This is a genomic window from Enterobacter cloacae complex sp. P42RS, assembly GCF_014930595.1.
Lineage (GTDB): Bacteria > Pseudomonadota > Gammaproteobacteria > Enterobacterales > Enterobacteriaceae > Enterobacter > Enterobacter bugandensis.
Genome location: NZ_JADBRK010000004.1, coordinates 289,425 through 307,915 on the forward strand (window position 1 = coordinate 289,425; position 18,491 = coordinate 307,915).

An 18,491-nucleotide genomic window follows, 5' to 3' on the forward strand; every position below is an offset into this window, starting at 1 on the left:
CTGTTGTGTTATGCCGTCAGGCGGAACTTCTGCACCGAACGCTGAAGCTCTTCGGTCTGGCGTTCCAGCGCCGCGGCTGCCGCAGAAACCTCTTCGACCAGCGAGGCGTTCTGCTGGGTGACGCCGTCCATCTGCGTAATAGCAATCCCGACCTGCGAAATGCCCTTACTTTGCTCTTCAGAAGCCGACGCGATTTGCTTCATAATGGTCGTCACCTCCGTCACGTCACGCAAAATCGCATCCATGGTGGTGCCCGTGTCGCTCACCAGCTGCGCACCCTGCTCGACGCGGGTCACGGAATCGGTAATCAGACCCTCAATTTCTTTTGCCGCATTGGCGCTGCGGCTTGCCAGGTTGCGGACTTCACCCGCCACCACGGCGAATCCACGCCCCTGCTCGCCCGCGCGCGCCGCTTCTACGGCCGCATTGAGCGCCAGAATATTGGTCTGGAAGGCAATGCTGTTGATGACGTTGGTGATTTCAGCAATTTTCTTCGAGCTTTCCGAAATACCGCTCATGGTGGTGACCACCTCTTCCACCAGCGAGCCGCCGCGGCTGGCGGTGGTTGAGGCCACATCGGCAAGCTGGCTGGCCTGACGCGCGCTTTCGGCGTTCAGCTTCACGGTAGCGGTCAGCTGTTCCATGCTGGCCGCCGTCTCTTCCAGCGCGGCAGCCTGCTCTTCGGTACGGGAAGAGAGATCGTTGTTGCCGCTGGAGATCTCCGTCGCGCCGCGCCAGATATTCTCACTGCCGGAGCGAATGGTGCTGACCGCTTCACGCAGGCTGTCCTGCATGGCGCTCAGCAGCGGCACCAGCTGTCCCACGCAGTTGCGGCCGAAAGGCGCAATGGGCTGGCTGAGATCGCCCTGGGCAATCTGGCGAAACTGCTGGCGAATGCGCTCCAGCGGTTTGACCAGCATCGCCACCAGGTAGCGGTCGGTAAAGAGCAGGATCAGCAGGCCGATAATGGTGGCGACGATAATAACCGTGCGGGTCATGCTGGTCAGGCCGTCGACCACCATGCGGGTGCTGTCGAGCGTCTTCGCGGCGGCATTATTGAACTTCTCGGCGGCGGCACCGAACGCACGGCTTAGCGGCGGCGTAACGTTGTTGGCCTGCTGGCGGTAGCCGTCCAGGGTCGCCTGCTTCGCCTGCTCCATTTGCGGCGTCACGCCCTGTTCAAGCAGCGCCTGCCAGGCACCGATCACCTGCGCAGAGACCTGCTCATCCATTGGGCCAGGCGAGATCGCCTTCATTTCGGCCAGTTTCTTACCCATGTTGTCCAGCGCCTGTTGGGCAGAGGACAAATCCGGCGTGCCGCCAGCGGCTTTGACCTCCATGGCGCGGCTCAGACGGGTCACAAAGCGGAAATACTGATCGTTGCCCTGGCTGAGCACCATCATCTGTTTGACCAGCTGGCGATCGACTTCATTGCCGTCTGATACCCGTGACAGGGACCAAGTGCTGTACAGCCCGACGCCCGCCCACATTAAACAAAAAATCCCGAGGATCGTCAGCATGACGAAACGGATCGTGAAATTACGGAGCATATTCATAAGTCTTCCTTGCCGTGAGGGTGAATTCGCCCAGAGGCGAGTCTTACCCTCGTTATCGGCAGAAACTGGCGAAATTATAATATTTCGCGAGTAATTTTATAAAAATCTTCACTACCCTGCCGATCGCCGGAAAAGGATAATCGCTGCGGGGAAAATCCGCCTGCACAATACGTGTTTTAATATTTCAGCAGCCCTCGAAATGTAAAACAGACAAACAGTTAATTAACCTCATAACCCTAAAGGGTTAATACCCCGGTGAATAAGAAGGTCAAAGAACCGCACGACCGGTCAAGAAACCCTTTAATTTGTATGCAAATCATTCAAAAACATTTAGATCATGAATTAATTCAAATTTATTAATAAGGTTTAATTATTTAACCGTCAACTATTGCGCGGTATATATCTTTAGATTTCATTACATCCTTAGCCGCTAAGAAAGTTCTTATTTTAAATAAATTAAATTAAAAAGAGCCGGACAATTTTCGACTCATCCAGAGAACTTAAAAATGCGCAAATTAATGAATCGTACGTTGCTTTCGCAATGTGTATTAGTGGCTTTTACGTCATTGGGTGCCCAGGCTGCCGTCACTCCCGCTACGCCCTGCCAGCCCGGCGTGACGTCGCAGACCTGTGGCTTATCGAAATATAAAGATAATAGTTTCTATCAGGATCCCGGCGTGACGGATGCCGTTATGGCCGACGCCACCGCAAATAATATCTTTATGGATGGAAGCCGTGAATCAGGGGATACCCAGTCATTGACCGTTTCCGGTACCGACATGTCCGGCCATTATATCCAGGGCAGCAACGGGGGGACGGCTAATATTACGATAAATAACGGCGCCACCGTCGATATGATCGAAGTGGGCAATACCGGTGCAACCACCAATACGACGGTGACCATCGATGGCGCCACGCTGAATGGTGAAAATGACGCCGGAAGCTACGAAGGTAAAAAAGCCTATATGATGGGTTCAGCCATTTACCTCGACCCGATGGATAAAGGCTACCACACCGTGAACGTTGAGAACGGCAGCGTACTGCACGGCAGTATTCTCAGCGCGGGGGCCGGTGCGCAAAATATTGCTATCAGCGACAGCACGATGGATAAAGGCGGTATCTACGCGGGTAGCGATAAATCTGATACCACTATTACGCTGACGAACGCTTCCGTGGATGCCTCGCAGAGCGAAATCGCGCAGAACATCGACACGCTGGCGGTAAAACTGAGCGAATACAAGCCCTTCAGCGACATCAACCTCGATGCCTTTGGCGATGTCGCCATCGCGATGTACGGAACGAAGGTCGATTCGCTGGCGCTGAATAACAGCACGATCACCGGAGACATCGGGGCCATTAACGAAAACGGCACCACCAGTATCTCACTGACAAATAACAGCGTTGTAAATGGTAATGTAACCATCGAGGGTAATTCCGCAAATTCCGTTCTGGTGGATAACAGCACCGTGAATGGCGAGATAAATACCAGCCAGAATACGGGCAGCAGCACCATCACGCTGCAGAACAATGCGACCATCAACGGTGATATTACAACGGGTGCGGGTGATGATACGGTCGTGCTGACCAATGATTCACATGTTAATGGCAATGTTAACGGGGGTGACGGCAGCGATACCCTGTCAATGGATGCGGGCAGTTCCATATCCGGACAAATAAGCCAGTTTGAAACGGTCAATACCACCAGCGATAACAGCATTGCCATTGATAAAATTAACGACGCAACCAGCTGGAGTTTGCAAAACGGTTCAACCCTGATTGCCACCACCACCGGCAGCAATGCACTGGTTACCATGAGCACCGACAGCTATGTGAATTTCGGAAATATTACCGGCGCCAATAACACCGTGATTGTGAATAGCATCACTCCGTCGGCACAAAATCAGCGTAACGTTATTCTGGGTACGTTCACCACCTCAGGCAGCAGCGCACCAGAAAATTATGCCGCAGCAAGTTTTACCAACGGCCAACAGACTGTTGAGAACCGTAGCGGAGCCTATAATTACGACAATAGCCTGAATATTGTTGCTGCCGACAGCGCGCCACAGACGATGCTGGCAGCTGATAACAGCCAAAGCTGGAATATTGAATTTAATAGCCAAAAAGGCAATCTCGCGAGCGACGTTCAGGGGCTGGTTGCAGGTCTGGATGCCGCGGAACAAGCCGGTCATCAGGTGGCTGATGACATTAGCAACCACATGAACCAGGTGCATCTGGCGAACCTGCAGGGAGAACAGCAGGACGGCGCGCAGGTGTGGGGTGATTTCCTCTATCAGAATGGTAATTTCAGCAACGACGTCGACTATAAAAGCATCACTCAGGGAGCGCAGGGCGGCGTAGACTGGACGGCGCATATGGACAACGGCGACAGCGTGACCGGCGGTATAGCGCTGGCGTGGACGCGCAGCCGCGTGCAGGACACCAGCGATGGTGCGGATAGCTTCAAAGACAGCGTTTACGGTAACTACTACAGCCTGTATGGCGGCTGGCAGCAGGCACTGAACGGCCGCAACTGGGGTCTCTTTGCTGACGGTAGCTTCAGCTACGGCGATATGCGTTACTCGCTGTCTGCCAACAACGTGACGGGCGATACCAGCGGCATGACGGAGGCGCTACACGGCTCCACCGATGGCAGCCTGTATATGGCTCAAGCCCGTACCGGCGTCAATGTCCTGCTGCCGGGCGAAACGCTGCTGCAGCCTTACGCGACGTTAGGCTGGGATCAGACCAAAGCAAACGGCTTCTCGGATAGCGCGGTGACGTTTGCCGACAGCCAGGTCTCTTCCTGGAACGGTGGCGCGGGCGTGAGGCTCACCACCACCCTTCGCGATTTGAACAAGAACGTGAAGGTGATGCCGTGGATCGACGCGCGCTTCCAGAAAGAGTTCAGCGATAACACCGACATTCAGGCGGCGGATTATCACAACACCTCTGGTCACAACAACACAATGGGCATCTTTGGAGCAGGCATCAACGCCACCATCGCCCATAACTTTACCCTGAACACCGGGGTGTATGTCGGTACCGGTGATGTGGATAACGGTGCCAGTGTGCAGGCGGGGATGAGCTACAGCTTCTGATTGTCGTCTGGTTGCCCGGTGACGCTACGTTTACCGGGCAGGTCGGGGCTCAACGTCTGACGTATCCCGGGGAAAAGTGCCGGCAGCGCGTTCTGCCATCGCATCTCTCCGGGATTTATGTTTTGATAAGGACAGAATGAAAACGCCGTTTCAAAAATTCATCGATAAGAAAAGGAGACATCATGTCCTGGTACCCTGACGCTACCCGCTACGAGAATATGCAGTACCGCTACTGTGGCAAGAGCGGCCTGCGCCTGCCCGCCCTGTCGCTGGGCCTGTGGCATAGCTTCGGCCACGTTCAGCCCCTTGATTCCCAGCGCGCGCTGCTGCGTAAAGCCTTCGACCTCGGTATTACCCATTTCGATCTTGCCAACAACTACGGACCGCCTGCGGGTAGCGCGGAAGAGAACTTTGGCCGCCTGCTGCGTGAGGACTTTGCCCGGTATCGCGACGAGTTGATTATCTCCACTAAAGCCGGTTACGACATGTGGCCAGGCCCGTACGGTTCAGGCGGCTCACGCAAGTACCTGCTCGCCAGTCTCGACCAGAGCCTGAAACGTATGGGCGTCGAATACGTGGATATTTTCTATTCCCACCGCGTGGATGAAAATACGCCAATGGAAGAGACGGCCTCCGCGCTGGCTCATGCTGTTCAGAGTGGGAAAGCACTGTACGTGGGCATTTCCTCCTACTCTACCGAGCGCACACAAAAAATGGCCGCGCTGCTGCACGAGTGGAAGATCCCGCTGCTGATCCACCAGCCGTCCTATAACCTGCTTAACCGCTGGGTCGATAAGACCGGCTTGCTGGATACGCTGGAAGCAAACGGCACGGGGTGTATTGCCTTTACCCCGCTGGCGCAGGGTCTGCTGACCGGAAAATACCTGAACGGTATTCCGGAAGGTTCTCGCATGCAGCGCGAGGGGAACAAAGTGCGCGGCCTGACGCAGAAAATGCTGACGGAAGCTAATCTGATCAGTCTTCGTCTGCTTAATGAGATGGCGCAGGCGCGCGGGCAGACGATGGCGCAGATGGCGTTGAGCTGGCTGCTGAAAGATGCTCGCGTGACGTCAGTGCTGATTGGCGCGAGCCGCCCGGAACAGCTGGAGGAGAACGTTCAGGCGCTGGGTAATCTGCGCTTTACGGAAGATGAACTGACGCGGATTGACCAGCACGTGGCGGACGGGGAACTGAATTTGTGGCAGGCGTCGTCGGATAAATAGTGTGGTTCGATGCTTTCTCCCCTCACCCTAACCCTCTCCCCGGGAGAGGGTTAGGGTGAGGGGAGAAATGTGTACCTTATTTCTTACTGATCTTATCCAGATACCCCATCACAAACGCCGACAGCACAAACGTCAGGTGGATAATCACATACCACATCAGCTTATTATCCGGGACGTTTTTCGCGTCCATAAACACGCGTAACAGGTGGATAGAGGAGATTGCCACTATAGATGCCGCAACTTTATTCTTCAGCGACGAGGCGTCCATTTTCCCCAGCCAGCTGAGCTTTTCTTTATGCTCGGCGATATCAAGCTGAGAGACGAAGTTCTCATAACCGGAGAACATCACCATCACCAGTAAGCCGCCCACCAGCGTCATATCCACCAGCGACAGCAGAACCAGAATTAAATCAGCTTCCGCCACGGAGAAAATGTTAGGCAATACGTGGAAAATCTCCTGGAAGAACTTGATCGTCAGGGCGACCAGAGCCAGGGAAAGACCGAAATAGACGGGGGCGAGCAGCCAGCGAGAGGCATACATTGCGTTTTCAAAGAAGCGTTCCATAAAATCCTGTCTGCAAACGAAACCAGCGCTCAGTATATCTCAACGGCGCTGACTGTTTGCAAGAACTAACCAGTACGCCACTCAGACGTCGTCCGGGTTAACCTCAGGACGCGCATACTCCGGCCAGACCAGCACCACCAGCTCCGGGTAGGCTTCCAGGCTAAACTCGCGAAAACACTGGCGAAGGTTTAATACGTCCAGGTCTGAATACGAGACCTTCTCACCGTTAAGACAGCGCTTTTTGATGTTGTCGTAATATTTATAAACCGCTGAATTCAGATCGCTACAGCGACGCTGGGCCTCAAACAGACCGGGCGTGTCATTAATTTCCGACATTTTCATGCGCTTAATTGTCGCGTGTAAGAAGTCGATATATTCATGATTCACCCGCCAGTACCAGACAGGCGTAACGGAGTTCATTAAAACAGAGAAATGATCTTCTCCTTCCTCTTTTGTCATTAGTTCAGGTTGTGGCGGTTCACTGGTGTCTTTCGACACTTTCGTTTTATTGAACTCCTGCATCAATAAAAGCACACCAGCGGTCAGTAATAGTAATGTGATGACCGTAAAAAAGATGCTGTTCATGGGTTGGCTCCATTTTTTTTGATTTTAAAATTGCCTCATGATATTGTCAACGAATCTCACGCCTTTACCAACCTCACCCTGTTGAAATTAAAGGAAATTAAAAATGCTGCCCGACTATCTCGTCCCGGCTAAGTACCACATTACGCCTGTGGAACAGCAACCGACGGAAGAAGAAAAAAAGGCCAGTTTCACTCAGGGGAAAAGAAAGCTCTCTGATTTCGAGCCTGATATATTAATTGGCGTTTCTCACACTGGCAAATCCCGTAATATGCTGCTGGAAGAGCACGATCGCCATATAAAAGACCGCTTATTTCGCGCTATAAAAATTGAAGCCTTCGTCCACCTGCTGAATGACCTGCAGGCAGAAGGCGAAATAGATGCCCAGAAACTAAGTCAAATAATGGCTGAAAAAACGAAGGAAATAAATGAGGCCGGCAATGAAATTTGGCTTAATCTAATTACGCGAGAAAAAAACAACCCTATTTTTTATACCCTGGGGGAAGATTAACGTGAAAGAAGTTAAAGACAATAACGTTTATTTGACTTTAGATGATAAAAAAAGTGATGAATTTATCTTAAAGCAAAATATCGAGGCGCTAAGAAATGCAAAAAATGCCGAGATGACGCGTATTACACAAGACCTGGTATCGATCCCGGCAACGCTGGTGCGTCTGAAATGGCAGAATCGCCGCGAGATTTATCCGTTACAGGTCAAAGAAGAAATTTACGGCGCCGTGATGAACGCCATCATCGAACAGCTTCCAGAACTGAAAGAGAAACTGCTGGGACGTCTTGAGGCCAACTACCAGTATCTGCTTGCCAGAGAAGTCGCCACCCTGCGCCTGACGCGCAAACTGTCAGCCGGCGAGTACCGTACGTCAAATGTCACCTGCGTTGCGCTCGATGAGGACGCGCTGACAACCCCCTCTACCGCACCGACGGACAACAAAAACGCATAAACCAACAGGCATAAAAAAAGCCGGCTTTCGCCAGCTTCTTTATCACTTCGAGGCCGCTTTCTCTTCCCCGACCAGCCCAATCTTCAGATAACCCGCCTGATGCAGCGTGTCCATTACCTTCATCATGGTTTCGTAGTCGACGGTTTTGTCCGCCCGGAAGAAGACGGTGGTGTCCTTCTTGCCGCCGGTCAGCTGGTCCAGCGCCGGAATAACGGAGGCATCCGTCACAGGGTCGTTCCCCAGGAACATGGATTTATCCGCTTTCACCGACAAATAAATTGGCTTTTCCGGACGCGGCTGCGGCTGGCTGGAGGAGGCAGGCAGATTCACCTTCACGTCGACCGTCGCCAGGGGTGCTGCCACCATGAAGATAATCAGCAGCACCAGCATGACGTCGATAAACGGCGTCACGTTGATTTCGTGCATTTCGCCGTTATCGTCCAGATTTTCGTTTAGACGCATTGCCATACAATCAACCTACGCGCAGTTTAGACGCCGCATGCACCGGCTTCACGGCGCTGGCGTTCAGGTCGAGATCGCGGCTTTGCAGCAGCAGAACCTGAGCGGCAACGTCGCCGAGCGTGGCTTTGTAGTTGCCGATCATACGCGCGAAAATGTTGTAGATAACCACCGCCGGAATTGCTGCAACCAGACCGATTGCCGTCGCCAGCAGCGCTTCCGCGATCCCCGGGGCAACTACCGCCAGGTTGGTGGTTTGGGTCTGAGCAATACCGATAAAGCTGTTCATGATGCCCCAGACCGTACCGAAAAGACCGATGAACGGTGAAATCGCGCCGATGGTCGCCAGATACCCATTGCCGCGTCCCATGTGTCGGCCAACGGCCGCCACGCGACGCTCAAGACGGAAACCGGTACGCTCTTTAATGCCTTCGTTATCTTCACTGCCGGCGGAGAGTTCCAGCTCGTTCTGAGCTTCATTCACTAACAGGGTGGTCAGGCTTTTCGGGTGGAAGGATGAGGTCATCTCAGAAGCCTGATCCAGAGAGCGGGCTTCTGCCAGCTGCTGCTGTTCCCGCTTGAGGCGACGCTTCTGCGAAAGCAGCTCGGCGCTTTTGCTGAAGAAGATAGCCCAGGTGACAACGGACGCCAGAATCAGGCCGATCATCACAATCTTAACCACGATGTCAGCATGATGATACATGCCCCAAACGGAGAGATCCGTCTGCATCAAATTATTACCCACTCTGTATCTCCAGGACGCAAATCACAAAATCTGAACGTAATAATATCAAAAAGCCGTCGAATTGATAGTCGTTCTCATTAGTATTTACATGGTGCCGTAATTTTCGCTCAGTTTCCTTGCGCTTACGCAGTAAAAATTTCTTATGCGCTTTTTTGCTACTATTTTCTGCTTATTCGATAAGCATGCGGGTGCAGTTTTTTACAATCGTGGTAGTCTGGACGTCCAGACGTATAAAAACAGGGTTAGCGAACATGACGAAGAAGCATCTTGATACCACGCTGGTGCAGGCGGGACGCAGCAAAAAATACACTCAGGGATCGGTCAACAGCGTGATTCAACGCGCCTCCTCGCTGGTGTTTGATACCGTTGAGGAGAAAAAAATCGCCACGCGTAACCGCGCAAAAGGCGGGCTGTTCTACGGTCGCCGCGGCACGCTAACCCATTTTTCGCTGCAGGAAGCGATGTGCGAGCTGGAGGGGGGCGCAGGCTGCGCGCTGTTCCCGTGCGGTGCGGCGGCGGTCGCCAACACCATTCTGGCGTTTGTGGAACAGGGCGACCATATCCTGATGACCAACACCGCCTATGAACCCAGCCAGGATTTCTGCACAAAAATTCTCAGCAAGCTCGGCGTGACCACCAGCTGGTTTGACCCGCTGATTGGTGAAGGCATTGCTGAACTTATCCAGCCAAACACGCGCATTGTGTTCCTGGAATCTCCTGGCTCCATCACCATGGAAGTGCACGACGTTCCGGCTATCGTGAAGGCCGTGCGCAGCAAAGCGCCAGAGGCGATTATCATGATCGACAACACCTGGGCGGCAGGCGTGCTGTTTAAGGCGCTGGAATTCGATATTGATATCTCGATTCAGGCGGCAACGAAATACCTGATTGGACACTCTGACGGGATGATTGGCACCGCGGTTTCCAACGCGCGCTGCTGGGAGCAGCTGCGGGAAAATGCCTACCTGATGGGCCAGATGGTGGATGCAGACACGGCATACATGACCAGCCGGGGCATTCGTACGCTCGGCGTGCGTCTGCGTCAGCATCATGAAAGTAGCCTGAAAATCGCTGAATGGCTGGCGCAGCATCCGCAGGTTGAGCGCGTGAACCATCCAGCTCTTCCAGGTAGTAAAGGCCATGAATTCTGGCAACGTGACTTTACGGGCAGCAGCGGTTTGTTCTCGTTTGTGCTGAAAAAACGGCTGAGTAATGACGAGCTGGCAAGCTATCTGGATAATTTTACCCTCTTCAGCATGGCCTACTCCTGGGGCGGTTTTGAATCCCTGATCCTGCCGAATCAGCCGGAGCAGATCGCGGCCCTGCGCCCCGGCGGAGAAGTGGACTTCAGCGGCACCCTCATTAGATTGCATATCGGTTTAGAAAATGTGGACGATTTAATTGCGGATTTATCTGCAGGCTTTGAACGTATCGTGTAGAGTGCGGGCTGAAAATGTACTCCCGGACGCTTTTGTGAACACTGCAAGCAGAAAAGTCTGCATGAGTTGCGCCTGCGATCAATCCCGACAGGTGAAATTGGGAGTACAATAGCGTTATCTCTGCTGTTCCACAGGAAAGTCCATGGCTGTTATTCAAGATATTATCGCGGCGCTCTGGCAACATGATTTTGCCGCCCTGGCGGATCCCCACGTTGTAGGCGTCGTCTATTTCGTGATGTTCGCGACGCTGTTTCTGGAAAATGGATTACTGCCAGCCTCGTTTTTACCCGGTGACAGTTTGCTTTTGCTTGCCGGGGCGTTGATCGGCAAAGGCGTCATGGACTTTACGCCAACGATGGTTATCCTTACCTCCGCCGCGAGCCTGGGCTGCTGGCTGAGCTATCTGCAGGGCCGCTGGCTGGGGAACACGCGCGTGGTGAAGGGCTGGCTGGCGCAGTTACCGCATAAATATCACCAGCGTGCGACCTGTATGTTTGACCGCCACGGCCTGCTGGCGCTGCTCGTCGGGCGTTTCCTGGCGTTTGTGCGCACCCTTCTGCCCACCATGGCGGGTATTTCCGGGCTGTCTAACCGCCGCTTCCAGTTCTTCAACTGGCTGAGCGCCCTGCTGTGGGTTGGCGTGGTCACCACCCTCGGCTACGCGCTGAACATGATCCCCTTTGTGAAGCACCATGAAGATCAGGTGATGACCTTCCTGATGATCCTGCCGATATTCCTGCTGGTTGCTGGGCTGGTGGGTACCATTGCGGTGGTGATTAAGAAAAAGTATTGCAGTGCATAAACAAAAGCCGGGTGGCGCTACCGCTTTCCCGGCCTACGTTTCCCCTCAGGCGCCCTGCATCGTTCTTATACGTGACGCATCCTCTCCCGGCGTGACGCCGAAATAGCGCTTAAACTCCCGACTGAACTGCGACGCACTTTCGTAGCCGACGCGCATGGCCGCCGCGCTGGCCTTCATGCCGTCGTGGATCATCAGCATCCGCGCCTTGTGCAAACGGTAGGTTTTAAGGTACTGCAGCGGCGAGGTGCTGGTCACCGACTTAAAGTTGTGGTGAAACGCCGAAACGCTCATGTTCGCTTCCGCCGCCAGCTGGTCAACGCTGAGGTTCTCCGTGTACTGGCTTTCAATACGCTTGAGCACGCGGCTGATCAGGCTGAAGTGGGTCTGTCGGCTCACCAGCGCAAGTAACGCCCCGCCGCCCGGCCCCAGCAGCACGTGATAAAGAATTTCGCGGATAATCTGCTTGCCGAGAATACGCGCGTCCAGCGGCCTTTCCATGACGTCCAGCAGGCGCTCAATGGCGCAGAGGATCTCTTCCGACAGCGTCGCCGAGTTAATCCCGCTGGAGGCCATCGACGGCTGGAAAAGCTCGTCTTCGCCAATCTCCATCAGCAGCTCCTGCAGTTGAAGAATATCGACGTTGACGCGAATACCCGCCAGCGGGACCGCTTCTGTCGCGAAGGTTTCACATTCGAAGGGTAAAGGTACCGTCAGGAGCAGATATTCATTGGTGTCGTAGCGGAACACCCGCTCGTTGATATAGCCAATCTTATGGCCTGAAAAGAGAAAAACGATGCCCGGCTGGTACATCACCGGCGTGCGCGTCCCGGGCTGCGTGCCGTAGAGCAGGCGAATGTCCGGCAGCAGGTCGCCAACATTATTTTCTTTATTTATCAGCATTTTAATCTGCGAGGTAAGCTGAAGGCAGATCGCTTCACGGTTCATTTTACGTTACTCCGGGTACGGTTTCCGACCCTCACAGTCTGCGCATTTTTACGAAGTTTCTCCAGCGCTCTGTAGAAATGGGCAAGACATCGGCAGGAATGTGCATTGAGAGCCTGGCCCCGGACGGCCACAATGAGCAGCATCAGGTAGCCATCAGCGCCACCACGGTTTTTCACCCACTAAAGGGAACGAGCAATGAACAACTTTAATCTTCACACCCCAACCCGCATTCTGTTTGGTAAAGACGCTATCGCCGACCTGCGCGCGCAGATCCCTGCTGACGCCCGCGTGCTGATCACCTACGGTGGCGGCAGCGTGAAAAAAACCGGCGTGCTGGATCAAGTTTACAGCGCTCTGGACGGACTGGACGTACGTGAGTTCGGCGGCATTGAGCCAAACCCGTCTTACGAAACGCTGATGAACGCGGTGAAAATCGCCCGCGAAGAAAACATCACCTTCCTGCTGGCGGTCGGCGGCGGCTCCGTGCTGGACGGCACTAAATTCATCGCGGCGGCAGCGTACTACGCTGATGGCATCGATCCGTGGCACATCCTGGAAACCCGCGGCAGCGACATTAAAAGCGCTATCCCGATGGGATCCGTATTGACCCTGCCAGCGACGGGTTCTGAATCCAACAAGGGCGCGGTGATCTCCCGCAAAACCACCGGCGACAAGCAGGCCTTTATGAACGAACACGTTCAGCCTGTCTTTGCCATTCTGGATCCGGTTTACACCTATACCCTGCCCGCGCGTCAGGTGGCGAACGGCGTGGTCGACGCCTTTGTACACACCGTCGAGCAGTACGTGACCTACCCTGTTAATGCCAAAATTCAGGATCGCTTCGCGGAAGGCATTCTGCTCACGCTGATTGAAGACGGCCCGAAAGCGCTGAAAGAGCCGGAAAACTACGACGTGCGTGCCAACGTCATGTGGGCCGCGACGCAGGCGCTGAACGGCCTGATCGGCGCTGGCGTGCCGCAGGACTGGGCAACCCATATGCTGGGCCACGAGCTGACGGCGATGCACGGCCTGGACCACGCCCAGACGCTGGCCGTTGTGCTGCCTGCGCTGTGGAACGAAAAACGGGATACCAAGCGTGCCAAGCTGCTGCAGTACGCCGAGCGCGTGTGGAACATCACCGAGGGTTCTGACGATGCGCGTATTGATGCCGCCATTGCAGCGACCCGTAACTTCTTTGAAAGCCTGGGCGTGCCAACGCGTCTGTCCGGCTACGGCCTGGACGGCAGCTCCATTCCTGCCCTGCTGGCAAAACTCGAAGAGCACGGCATGACCCAGTTGGGCGAGCACGGTGACATTACGCTGGACGTCAGCCGTCGGATCTACGAAGCGGCACGCTAAGCGTTTTTGGCATCCTGACTTTCGTTTTTTGACATTTCGTCCAGACTTAATGCACACCCCATCGCCGGAGTCCCCCTCCGGCGATGCGCACCTGAAGGAGGAAAAATGGCAAACCAAACCGTAATCAAGCTGCAGGACGGCAACGTGATGCCCCAACTGGGGCTAGGTGTATGGAAAGCCGGTAACGACGAGGTCGTCTCCGCCATTCATAAAGCACTCGAAGTCGGCTATCGGTCGATTGATACCGCCGCCGCGTACAAAAACGAGGAAGGCGTGGGGACCGCGCTGGCCAGCGCCGGCGTCCCTCGCGATGAGCTGTTCATCACCACTAAACTGTGGAACGACGATCAAAAGCGCCCCCGCGAAGCGTTGCAGGAGAGCCTGGAGAAAATCCAGCTTGATTTCGTCGATCTGTACCTGATGCACTGGCCGGTTCCGGCTATCGATCACTACGTTGACGCCTGGAAAGGGATGATTGAACTGCAGAAAGAGGGGCTGGTGAAAAGCATCGGCGTCTGTAACTTCCAGGTGCATCACCTGCAGCGCCTGATTGACGAAACGGGCGTCGCTCCGGTGATTAACCAGATCGAGCTGCACCCGCTGCTGCAGCAGCGCCAGCTTCACGCCTGGAACGCCACCCACAAGATCCAGACCGAGTCCTGGAGCCCGCTGGCGCAGGGCGGTGAAGGCGTGTTCGATCAGAAAATCATCCGCGACCTGGCGGATAAATACGGCAAAACCCCGGCGCAGATCGTCATTCGCTGGCATCTGGACAACGGCCTGGTGGTGATCCCGAAATCGGTCACGCCGTCGCGCATTGCCGAGAACTTCGACGTCTGGGATTTCCGACTGGACAAAGACGAGCTGGGTGAAATTGCGAAGCTGGATAAAGGTAAGCGGCTTGGGCCAGATCCGGATCAGTTTGGCGGATAATCGCGTAAAAAAACCGGGTGGCGGCTACGCCTTACCCGGCCTACATGTCGACATAAAAACCCCGGCTTGCCGGGGTTTTTTATTTACGCTTTGCGCTTCACGGGCTTCTTCACACTCGAATTACCGTTCGAACGCTGATGCACAATCGGCGTGTGCTTGGTCAGCGCCGGGCGCGTATTGCGATTATGGCGACGCGCTTCGCGCATCTCCTCCAGCGTCGGGGCCGGTACCAGGCAGTCGCGGCGCGAGCCAATAAGGTGTTTTTTACCCATCTCTTCCAGCGCCTGGCGGATCAGCGGCCAGTTTTTCGGGTCGTGGTAACGCAGCAGCGCCTTATGCAGACGACGCTGTTTATCCCCTTTCGGCACCACCACCTCTTCGCTCTTGTAGCCAATCTTACTCAGCGGGTTCTTGCCGGTGTAGTACATGGTCGTCGAGTTGGCGAGCGGTGAAGGATAGAAGTTCTGCACCTGATCCAGACGGAAGCGACGCTGCTTCAGCCACAGCGCCAGGTTCACCATGTCTTCATCGCGCGTGCCAGGATGCGCGGAGATGAAGTACGGGATCAGATACTGCTCTTTGCCCGCCTGCTTCGAGTAGGTGTCGAACAGCTGTTTAAAACGATCGTAGCTGCCCATGCCCGGCTTCATCATCTTCGACAGCGGGCCTTCTTCGGTGTGCTCCGGCGCAATCTTGAGATAGCCACCCACATGGTGCGTCGCCAGCTCTTTGATATAGCGAGGATCTTCCACGGCGATGTCGTAACGCACCCCGGACGCGATGAGGATCTTCTTGATGCCCTTCAGGTCGCGCGCGCGGCGGTAGAGGTTGATCGTCGGCTCGTGGTTAGTATCCATGTGCTCGCAAATGCTCGGGTAGACGCAGGAGAGACGACGGCAGGTCTGCTCCGCGCGCGGTGATTTGCAGCGCAGCATATACATGTTCGCGGTTGGGCCGCCGAGATCGGAGATCACGCCGGTAAAGCCCGGCACCGAGTCGCGAATGGCTTCGATCTCATTGATGATCGAATCTTCAGAGCGGCTCTGGATAATACGACCTTCGTGTTCGGTAATGGAGCAGAAGGAGCAGCCGCCGAAGCAGCCGCGCATGATGTTGATCGAGAAGCGGATCATCTCATACGCCGGGATGCGGGCGTTGCCGTACGCCGGGTGTGGCACGCGCTTGTACGGCAGCGCAAAGACGCTGTCCATCTCTTCGGTGGAGAGCGGGATCGCCGGCGGGTTGATCCAGATGAAGCGCTCGCCGTGCTTCTGCATTAGCGCGCGGGCGCAGCCCGGGTTGGTTTCATGGTGCAGAATACGGGACGCGTGCGCGTAGAGCACCTTGTCGGCTTTCACCTTCTCATAGGACGGCAGCAGCACGTAGGTCTTTTCCCACGGCTTCGGGCGCGGCGGCTGCACAACGATAGCCTTCGCTTCCGCTTTCTTCGGCTCAACCGGCTTGTTATCGGCACACGGCAGATCTTCACCGTACGGGTGCGGGATCGGGTCAATTTTGCCCGGCATATCAATAATGCGGGAATCCACCCCGCTCCAGCCCGGCAGCGCTTCTTTCACCATGATCGCAGTATTGCGCACGTCGCGGATGCTGCTTACCGGCTCGCCCTGCGAAAGACGGTGCGCCACTTCCACCAGCGGACGCTCGCCGTTACCGTAAATCAGCATGTCGGCCTTGGAGTCCACCAGCACCGAGCGGCGCACGGTATCTGACCAGTAGTCGTAGTGCGCGGTGCGGCGCAGGCTCGCCTCGATGCCGCCGAGGATCACCGGCACGTCTTTCCAGGCTTCTTTGCAGCGCTGGGTATAAACCAGGGTCGCGCGGTCCGGACGTTTGCCCGCCACGTTATCCGGCGTGTAGGCGTCGTCATGGCGCAGCTTACGGTCGGCGGTATAGCGGTTGATCATCGAGTCCATGTTGCCGGCGGTCACGCCGAAGAACAGGTTTGGTTTCCCCAGACGCATGAAGTCGTCTTTGCTGTTCCAGTCGGGCTGGGAGATGATCCCCACGCGGAAGCCCTGCGCTTCGAGCATACGGCCACAGATGGCCATGCCGAAGCTCGGGTGGTCAACGTAGGCATCGCCCGTGACCAGAATGATATCGCAGCTGTCCCAGCCCAGTTGGTCCATCTCTTCCCGGGACATCGGCAGGAACGGCGCCGGTCCAAAGCAGGCCGCCCAGTACTGGGGCCAGGAGAAGAGGTCACGATCCGGCTGGATCAGGGAAATTGCGCTCATAGTGCTTCCGAAGAAAAAATAGACAAAAGGGCGGGGATTATACGCTGGAACATTGTGGGAAATGAAGGGGTATTATGCGGGCTGTTGCCCTCACCCCAACCCTCTCCCACAGGGAGAGGGAGAAAAGCACGTTACGGCGCCGGATTCACCAGCATCTGCCCTACCGAGCCCCTGTCCATCATCTCCAGCGTCTGGCTGTGGAACAGGAACGGGAAGTGCGGCCACGAAGGCTGGCCGTAGTAGACGAGCAGTTCAACCTGGCCGTCCACCCACACGGTATCTTTCCAGCCGCGATCTTCCGGGAACGGCATCGCGCCATTAACGTTGCGGATCAGGAATGACACACCTTCAATATGGAACGACTGCGGCATGTCTGATCGGACCGTCCAGCGCTCCCACGTTCCCTGCTGAGCGGTGATATCAATGCGATTTACATCCCACAGCGCGCCGTTGATGCCCGGATCGTCGCCCAGGCTGATATCACGGCTGCGCACCGGCGAGCCGCTCATGATCTCCTGCGGCAGCAGGCGCATCGGCAGGCTATCGGTGACCAGCGGCAGCAGGCCGGTTGGACGCAGAGTAAGCACCAGCGTGGAGACCAGAATGCTCGACGGCTCAAAGAAACCGCGAATACGGTCAACGATGCTCGCGGCTTCACCACAGGTGACGGAGACTTCGTCCCCGTTGGTCATATCCACCAGAATTTCACGACGTTCACCCGGCGCCAGTGCAAGCTGTTTAACGGAGACCGGCGCGGGTAAAAAGCCCTGGTCGCCGGAGATCACGTGCAGCGGGCGGCCATCACTCATCTGCAGCTGATAGCGACGCGAGTTAGAGGCGTTGAGCAGGCGCAGGCGCACCCAGCCGCGGGACACTTCCACGTACGGGCTCTGCGCGCCGTTAACCAGCAAGGTATCGCCGACAAAGCCACCGCTGCCCGGCTCGCTGTACTCCGGCGTGCCGAAGTTATCCAGACGTTTGTCCTGAATAATGACCGGGAAATCGTCCACGCCGTAGTGGTTCGGGATCGGCAGAGATTTACTGACCTCATCTTCCACCAGCCACATGCCGGCCAGACCGTTATAGACCTGCTGCGCCGTACGGTTAGGGGTATTGGCGTGATACCACAGGGTTGCCGCACTCTGGCGAATCGGCAGGACGGGCGCCCAGTCGGCGTTGGGGGACATCATTCGCGCCGCGCCGCCAATCAAAGGTCCAGGAACCTGTAAGCCGCTGATGGTCATGGCGACATTTTCAGCCGTACGGTTGCTGTAAATGAGCTTAACGTCATCGCCGTTCCACACGCGGATGGTCGGCCCGAGGTAGCGCCCGTTAATGCCCCACACCGGCGCGCGCGTGCCCTGGGTAAAGGACCAGTGGCTGCGCTGAAGCGTAAGGAAAAGCGGCTGCCCGCGACGGGATTCAATCAACGGCGGAATGGGCAGCGGCTGCTGCTGCCCGGCGGCGCTGGCTGTCAGCGGCATCGCACCCGCACAAAGGGCAATCCCCGAAGCCTGAATAAACTGACGCCGACTGAGTGACATATAAGCTCCATCTGAAACGACTAA

General features: G+C 55.6%; 16 protein-coding genes. 8 read left to right on the forward strand and 8 right to left on the reverse strand.

Annotated features, from left to right (window positions below; genetic code table 11):
• Positions 1-8: 8 nt before the first annotated feature.
• Positions 9-1,556 (reverse strand): methyl-accepting chemotaxis protein, encoded by a 1,548-nt coding sequence (locus tag IM314_RS07290; RefSeq protein ID WP_045260793.1) that lies wholly within the window; start codon positions 1,554-1,556, stop codon positions 9-11.
• A 677-nt stretch (positions 1,557-2,233) separates the two neighbouring features.
• On the opposite strand from IM314_RS07290, the gene IM314_RS07295 reads away from it, so the two are divergent.
• Both IM314_RS07295 and IM314_RS07300 read left to right on the forward strand, forming a co-directional pair.
• Positions 2,234-4,654 carry an autotransporter domain-containing protein gene (locus tag IM314_RS07295; RefSeq protein WP_370529576.1) on the forward strand — a complete coding sequence of 807 codons (2,421 nt, stop codon included), beginning with the start codon at positions 2,234-2,236 and terminating at the stop codon, positions 4,652-4,654.
• A gap of 182 nt (positions 4,655-4,836) precedes the next feature.
• Positions 4,837-5,877 carry an aldo/keto reductase gene (locus tag IM314_RS07300; protein ID WP_041908142.1) on the forward strand — a complete coding sequence of 347 codons (1,041 nt, stop codon included), beginning with the start codon at positions 4,837-4,839 and terminating at the stop codon, positions 5,875-5,877.
• A 76-nt stretch (positions 5,878-5,953) separates the two neighbouring features.
• Here the strand turns inward: IM314_RS07300 and IM314_RS07305 are convergent, their stop codons facing one another.
• Positions 5,954-6,442 (reverse strand): TIGR00645 family protein, encoded by a 489-nt coding sequence (locus tag IM314_RS07305; protein WP_003862473.1) that lies wholly within the window; start codon positions 6,440-6,442, stop codon positions 5,954-5,956.
• Positions 6,443-6,523: 81 nt separating this feature from the next.
• The gene (locus IM314_RS07310; RefSeq protein ID WP_041908140.1) at positions 6,524-7,027 is read right to left on the reverse strand and encodes an ESA_00282 family adhesion-associated protein; all 504 of its coding nucleotides are present in this window, start codon (positions 7,025-7,027) and stop codon (positions 6,524-6,526) included.
• A gap of 103 nt (positions 7,028-7,130) precedes the next feature.
• Here IM314_RS07310 and IM314_RS07315 point away from each other — a divergent pair, with 103 nt between their 5' ends.
• The gene (locus tag IM314_RS07315; protein ID WP_041908138.1) at positions 7,131-7,535 is read left to right on the forward strand and encodes a hypothetical protein; all 405 of its coding nucleotides are present in this window, start codon (positions 7,131-7,133) and stop codon (positions 7,533-7,535) included.
• 1 nt (position 7,536) lies between these two features.
• Positions 7,537-7,986, forward strand: coding sequence for a hypothetical protein (locus IM314_RS07320; RefSeq protein ID WP_041908137.1), 450 nt, complete (start codon positions 7,537-7,539; stop codon positions 7,984-7,986).
• A 42-nt stretch (positions 7,987-8,028) separates the two neighbouring features.
• On the opposite strand, the gene exbD is transcribed toward IM314_RS07320, so the two are convergent.
• A complete protein-coding gene (gene exbD / locus IM314_RS07325) occupies positions 8,029-8,454 on the reverse strand; it encodes a TonB system transport protein ExbD (protein ID WP_032643392.1) in 426 nt (141 codons plus the stop codon).
• Between the two features lie 4 nt (positions 8,455-8,458).
• A complete protein-coding gene (exbB, locus tag IM314_RS07330) occupies positions 8,459-9,190 on the reverse strand; it encodes a tol-pal system-associated acyl-CoA thioesterase (RefSeq protein ID WP_028014417.1) in 732 nt (243 codons plus the stop codon).
• A 251-nt stretch (positions 9,191-9,441) separates the two neighbouring features.
• On the opposite strand from exbB, the gene metC reads away from it, so the two are divergent.
• Positions 9,442-10,629: a cystathionine beta-lyase gene (metC, locus tag IM314_RS07335; protein ID WP_041908135.1), complete on the forward strand. Its 1,188-nt coding sequence runs from the start codon at positions 9,442-9,444 to the stop codon at positions 10,627-10,629.
• Positions 10,630-10,771: 142 nt separating this feature from the next.
• Positions 10,772-11,431 (forward strand): DedA family general envelope maintenance protein YghB, encoded by a 660-nt coding sequence (yghB, locus tag IM314_RS07340; RefSeq protein ID WP_060572143.1) that lies wholly within the window; start codon positions 10,772-10,774, stop codon positions 11,429-11,431.
• Between the two features lie 45 nt (positions 11,432-11,476).
• Here yghB and IM314_RS07345 read toward each other — a convergent pair whose 3' ends face one another.
• Positions 11,477-12,376 carry an AraC family transcriptional regulator gene (locus IM314_RS07345; RefSeq protein ID WP_060572141.1) on the reverse strand — a complete coding sequence of 300 codons (900 nt, stop codon included), beginning with the start codon at positions 12,374-12,376 and terminating at the stop codon, positions 11,477-11,479.
• Positions 12,377-12,571: 195 nt separating this feature from the next.
• On the opposite strand from IM314_RS07345, the gene yqhD reads away from it, so the two are divergent.
• Together yqhD and dkgA are read left to right on the forward strand one after the other, a co-directional pair.
• The gene (yqhD, locus tag IM314_RS07350) at positions 12,572-13,735 is read left to right on the forward strand and encodes an alcohol dehydrogenase (RefSeq protein WP_047364583.1); all 1,164 of its coding nucleotides are present in this window, start codon (positions 12,572-12,574) and stop codon (positions 13,733-13,735) included.
• A 105-nt stretch (positions 13,736-13,840) separates the two neighbouring features.
• The gene (gene dkgA, locus IM314_RS07355; protein ID WP_193358480.1) at positions 13,841-14,668 is read left to right on the forward strand and encodes a 2,5-didehydrogluconate reductase DkgA; all 828 of its coding nucleotides are present in this window, start codon (positions 13,841-13,843) and stop codon (positions 14,666-14,668) included.
• An 83-nt stretch (positions 14,669-14,751) separates the two neighbouring features.
• On the opposite strand, the gene IM314_RS07360 is transcribed toward dkgA, so the two are convergent.
• Together IM314_RS07360 and ftsP are read right to left on the reverse strand one after the other, a co-directional pair.
• A complete protein-coding gene (locus IM314_RS07360; RefSeq protein ID WP_227008548.1) occupies positions 14,752-16,923 on the reverse strand; it encodes a YgiQ family radical SAM protein in 2,172 nt (723 codons plus the stop codon).
• Positions 16,924-17,054: 131 nt separating this feature from the next.
• The gene (gene ftsP, locus IM314_RS07365) at positions 17,055-18,467 is read right to left on the reverse strand and encodes a cell division protein FtsP (protein WP_028014423.1); all 1,413 of its coding nucleotides are present in this window, start codon (positions 18,465-18,467) and stop codon (positions 17,055-17,057) included.
• Positions 18,468-18,491 lie beyond the last annotated feature (24 nt).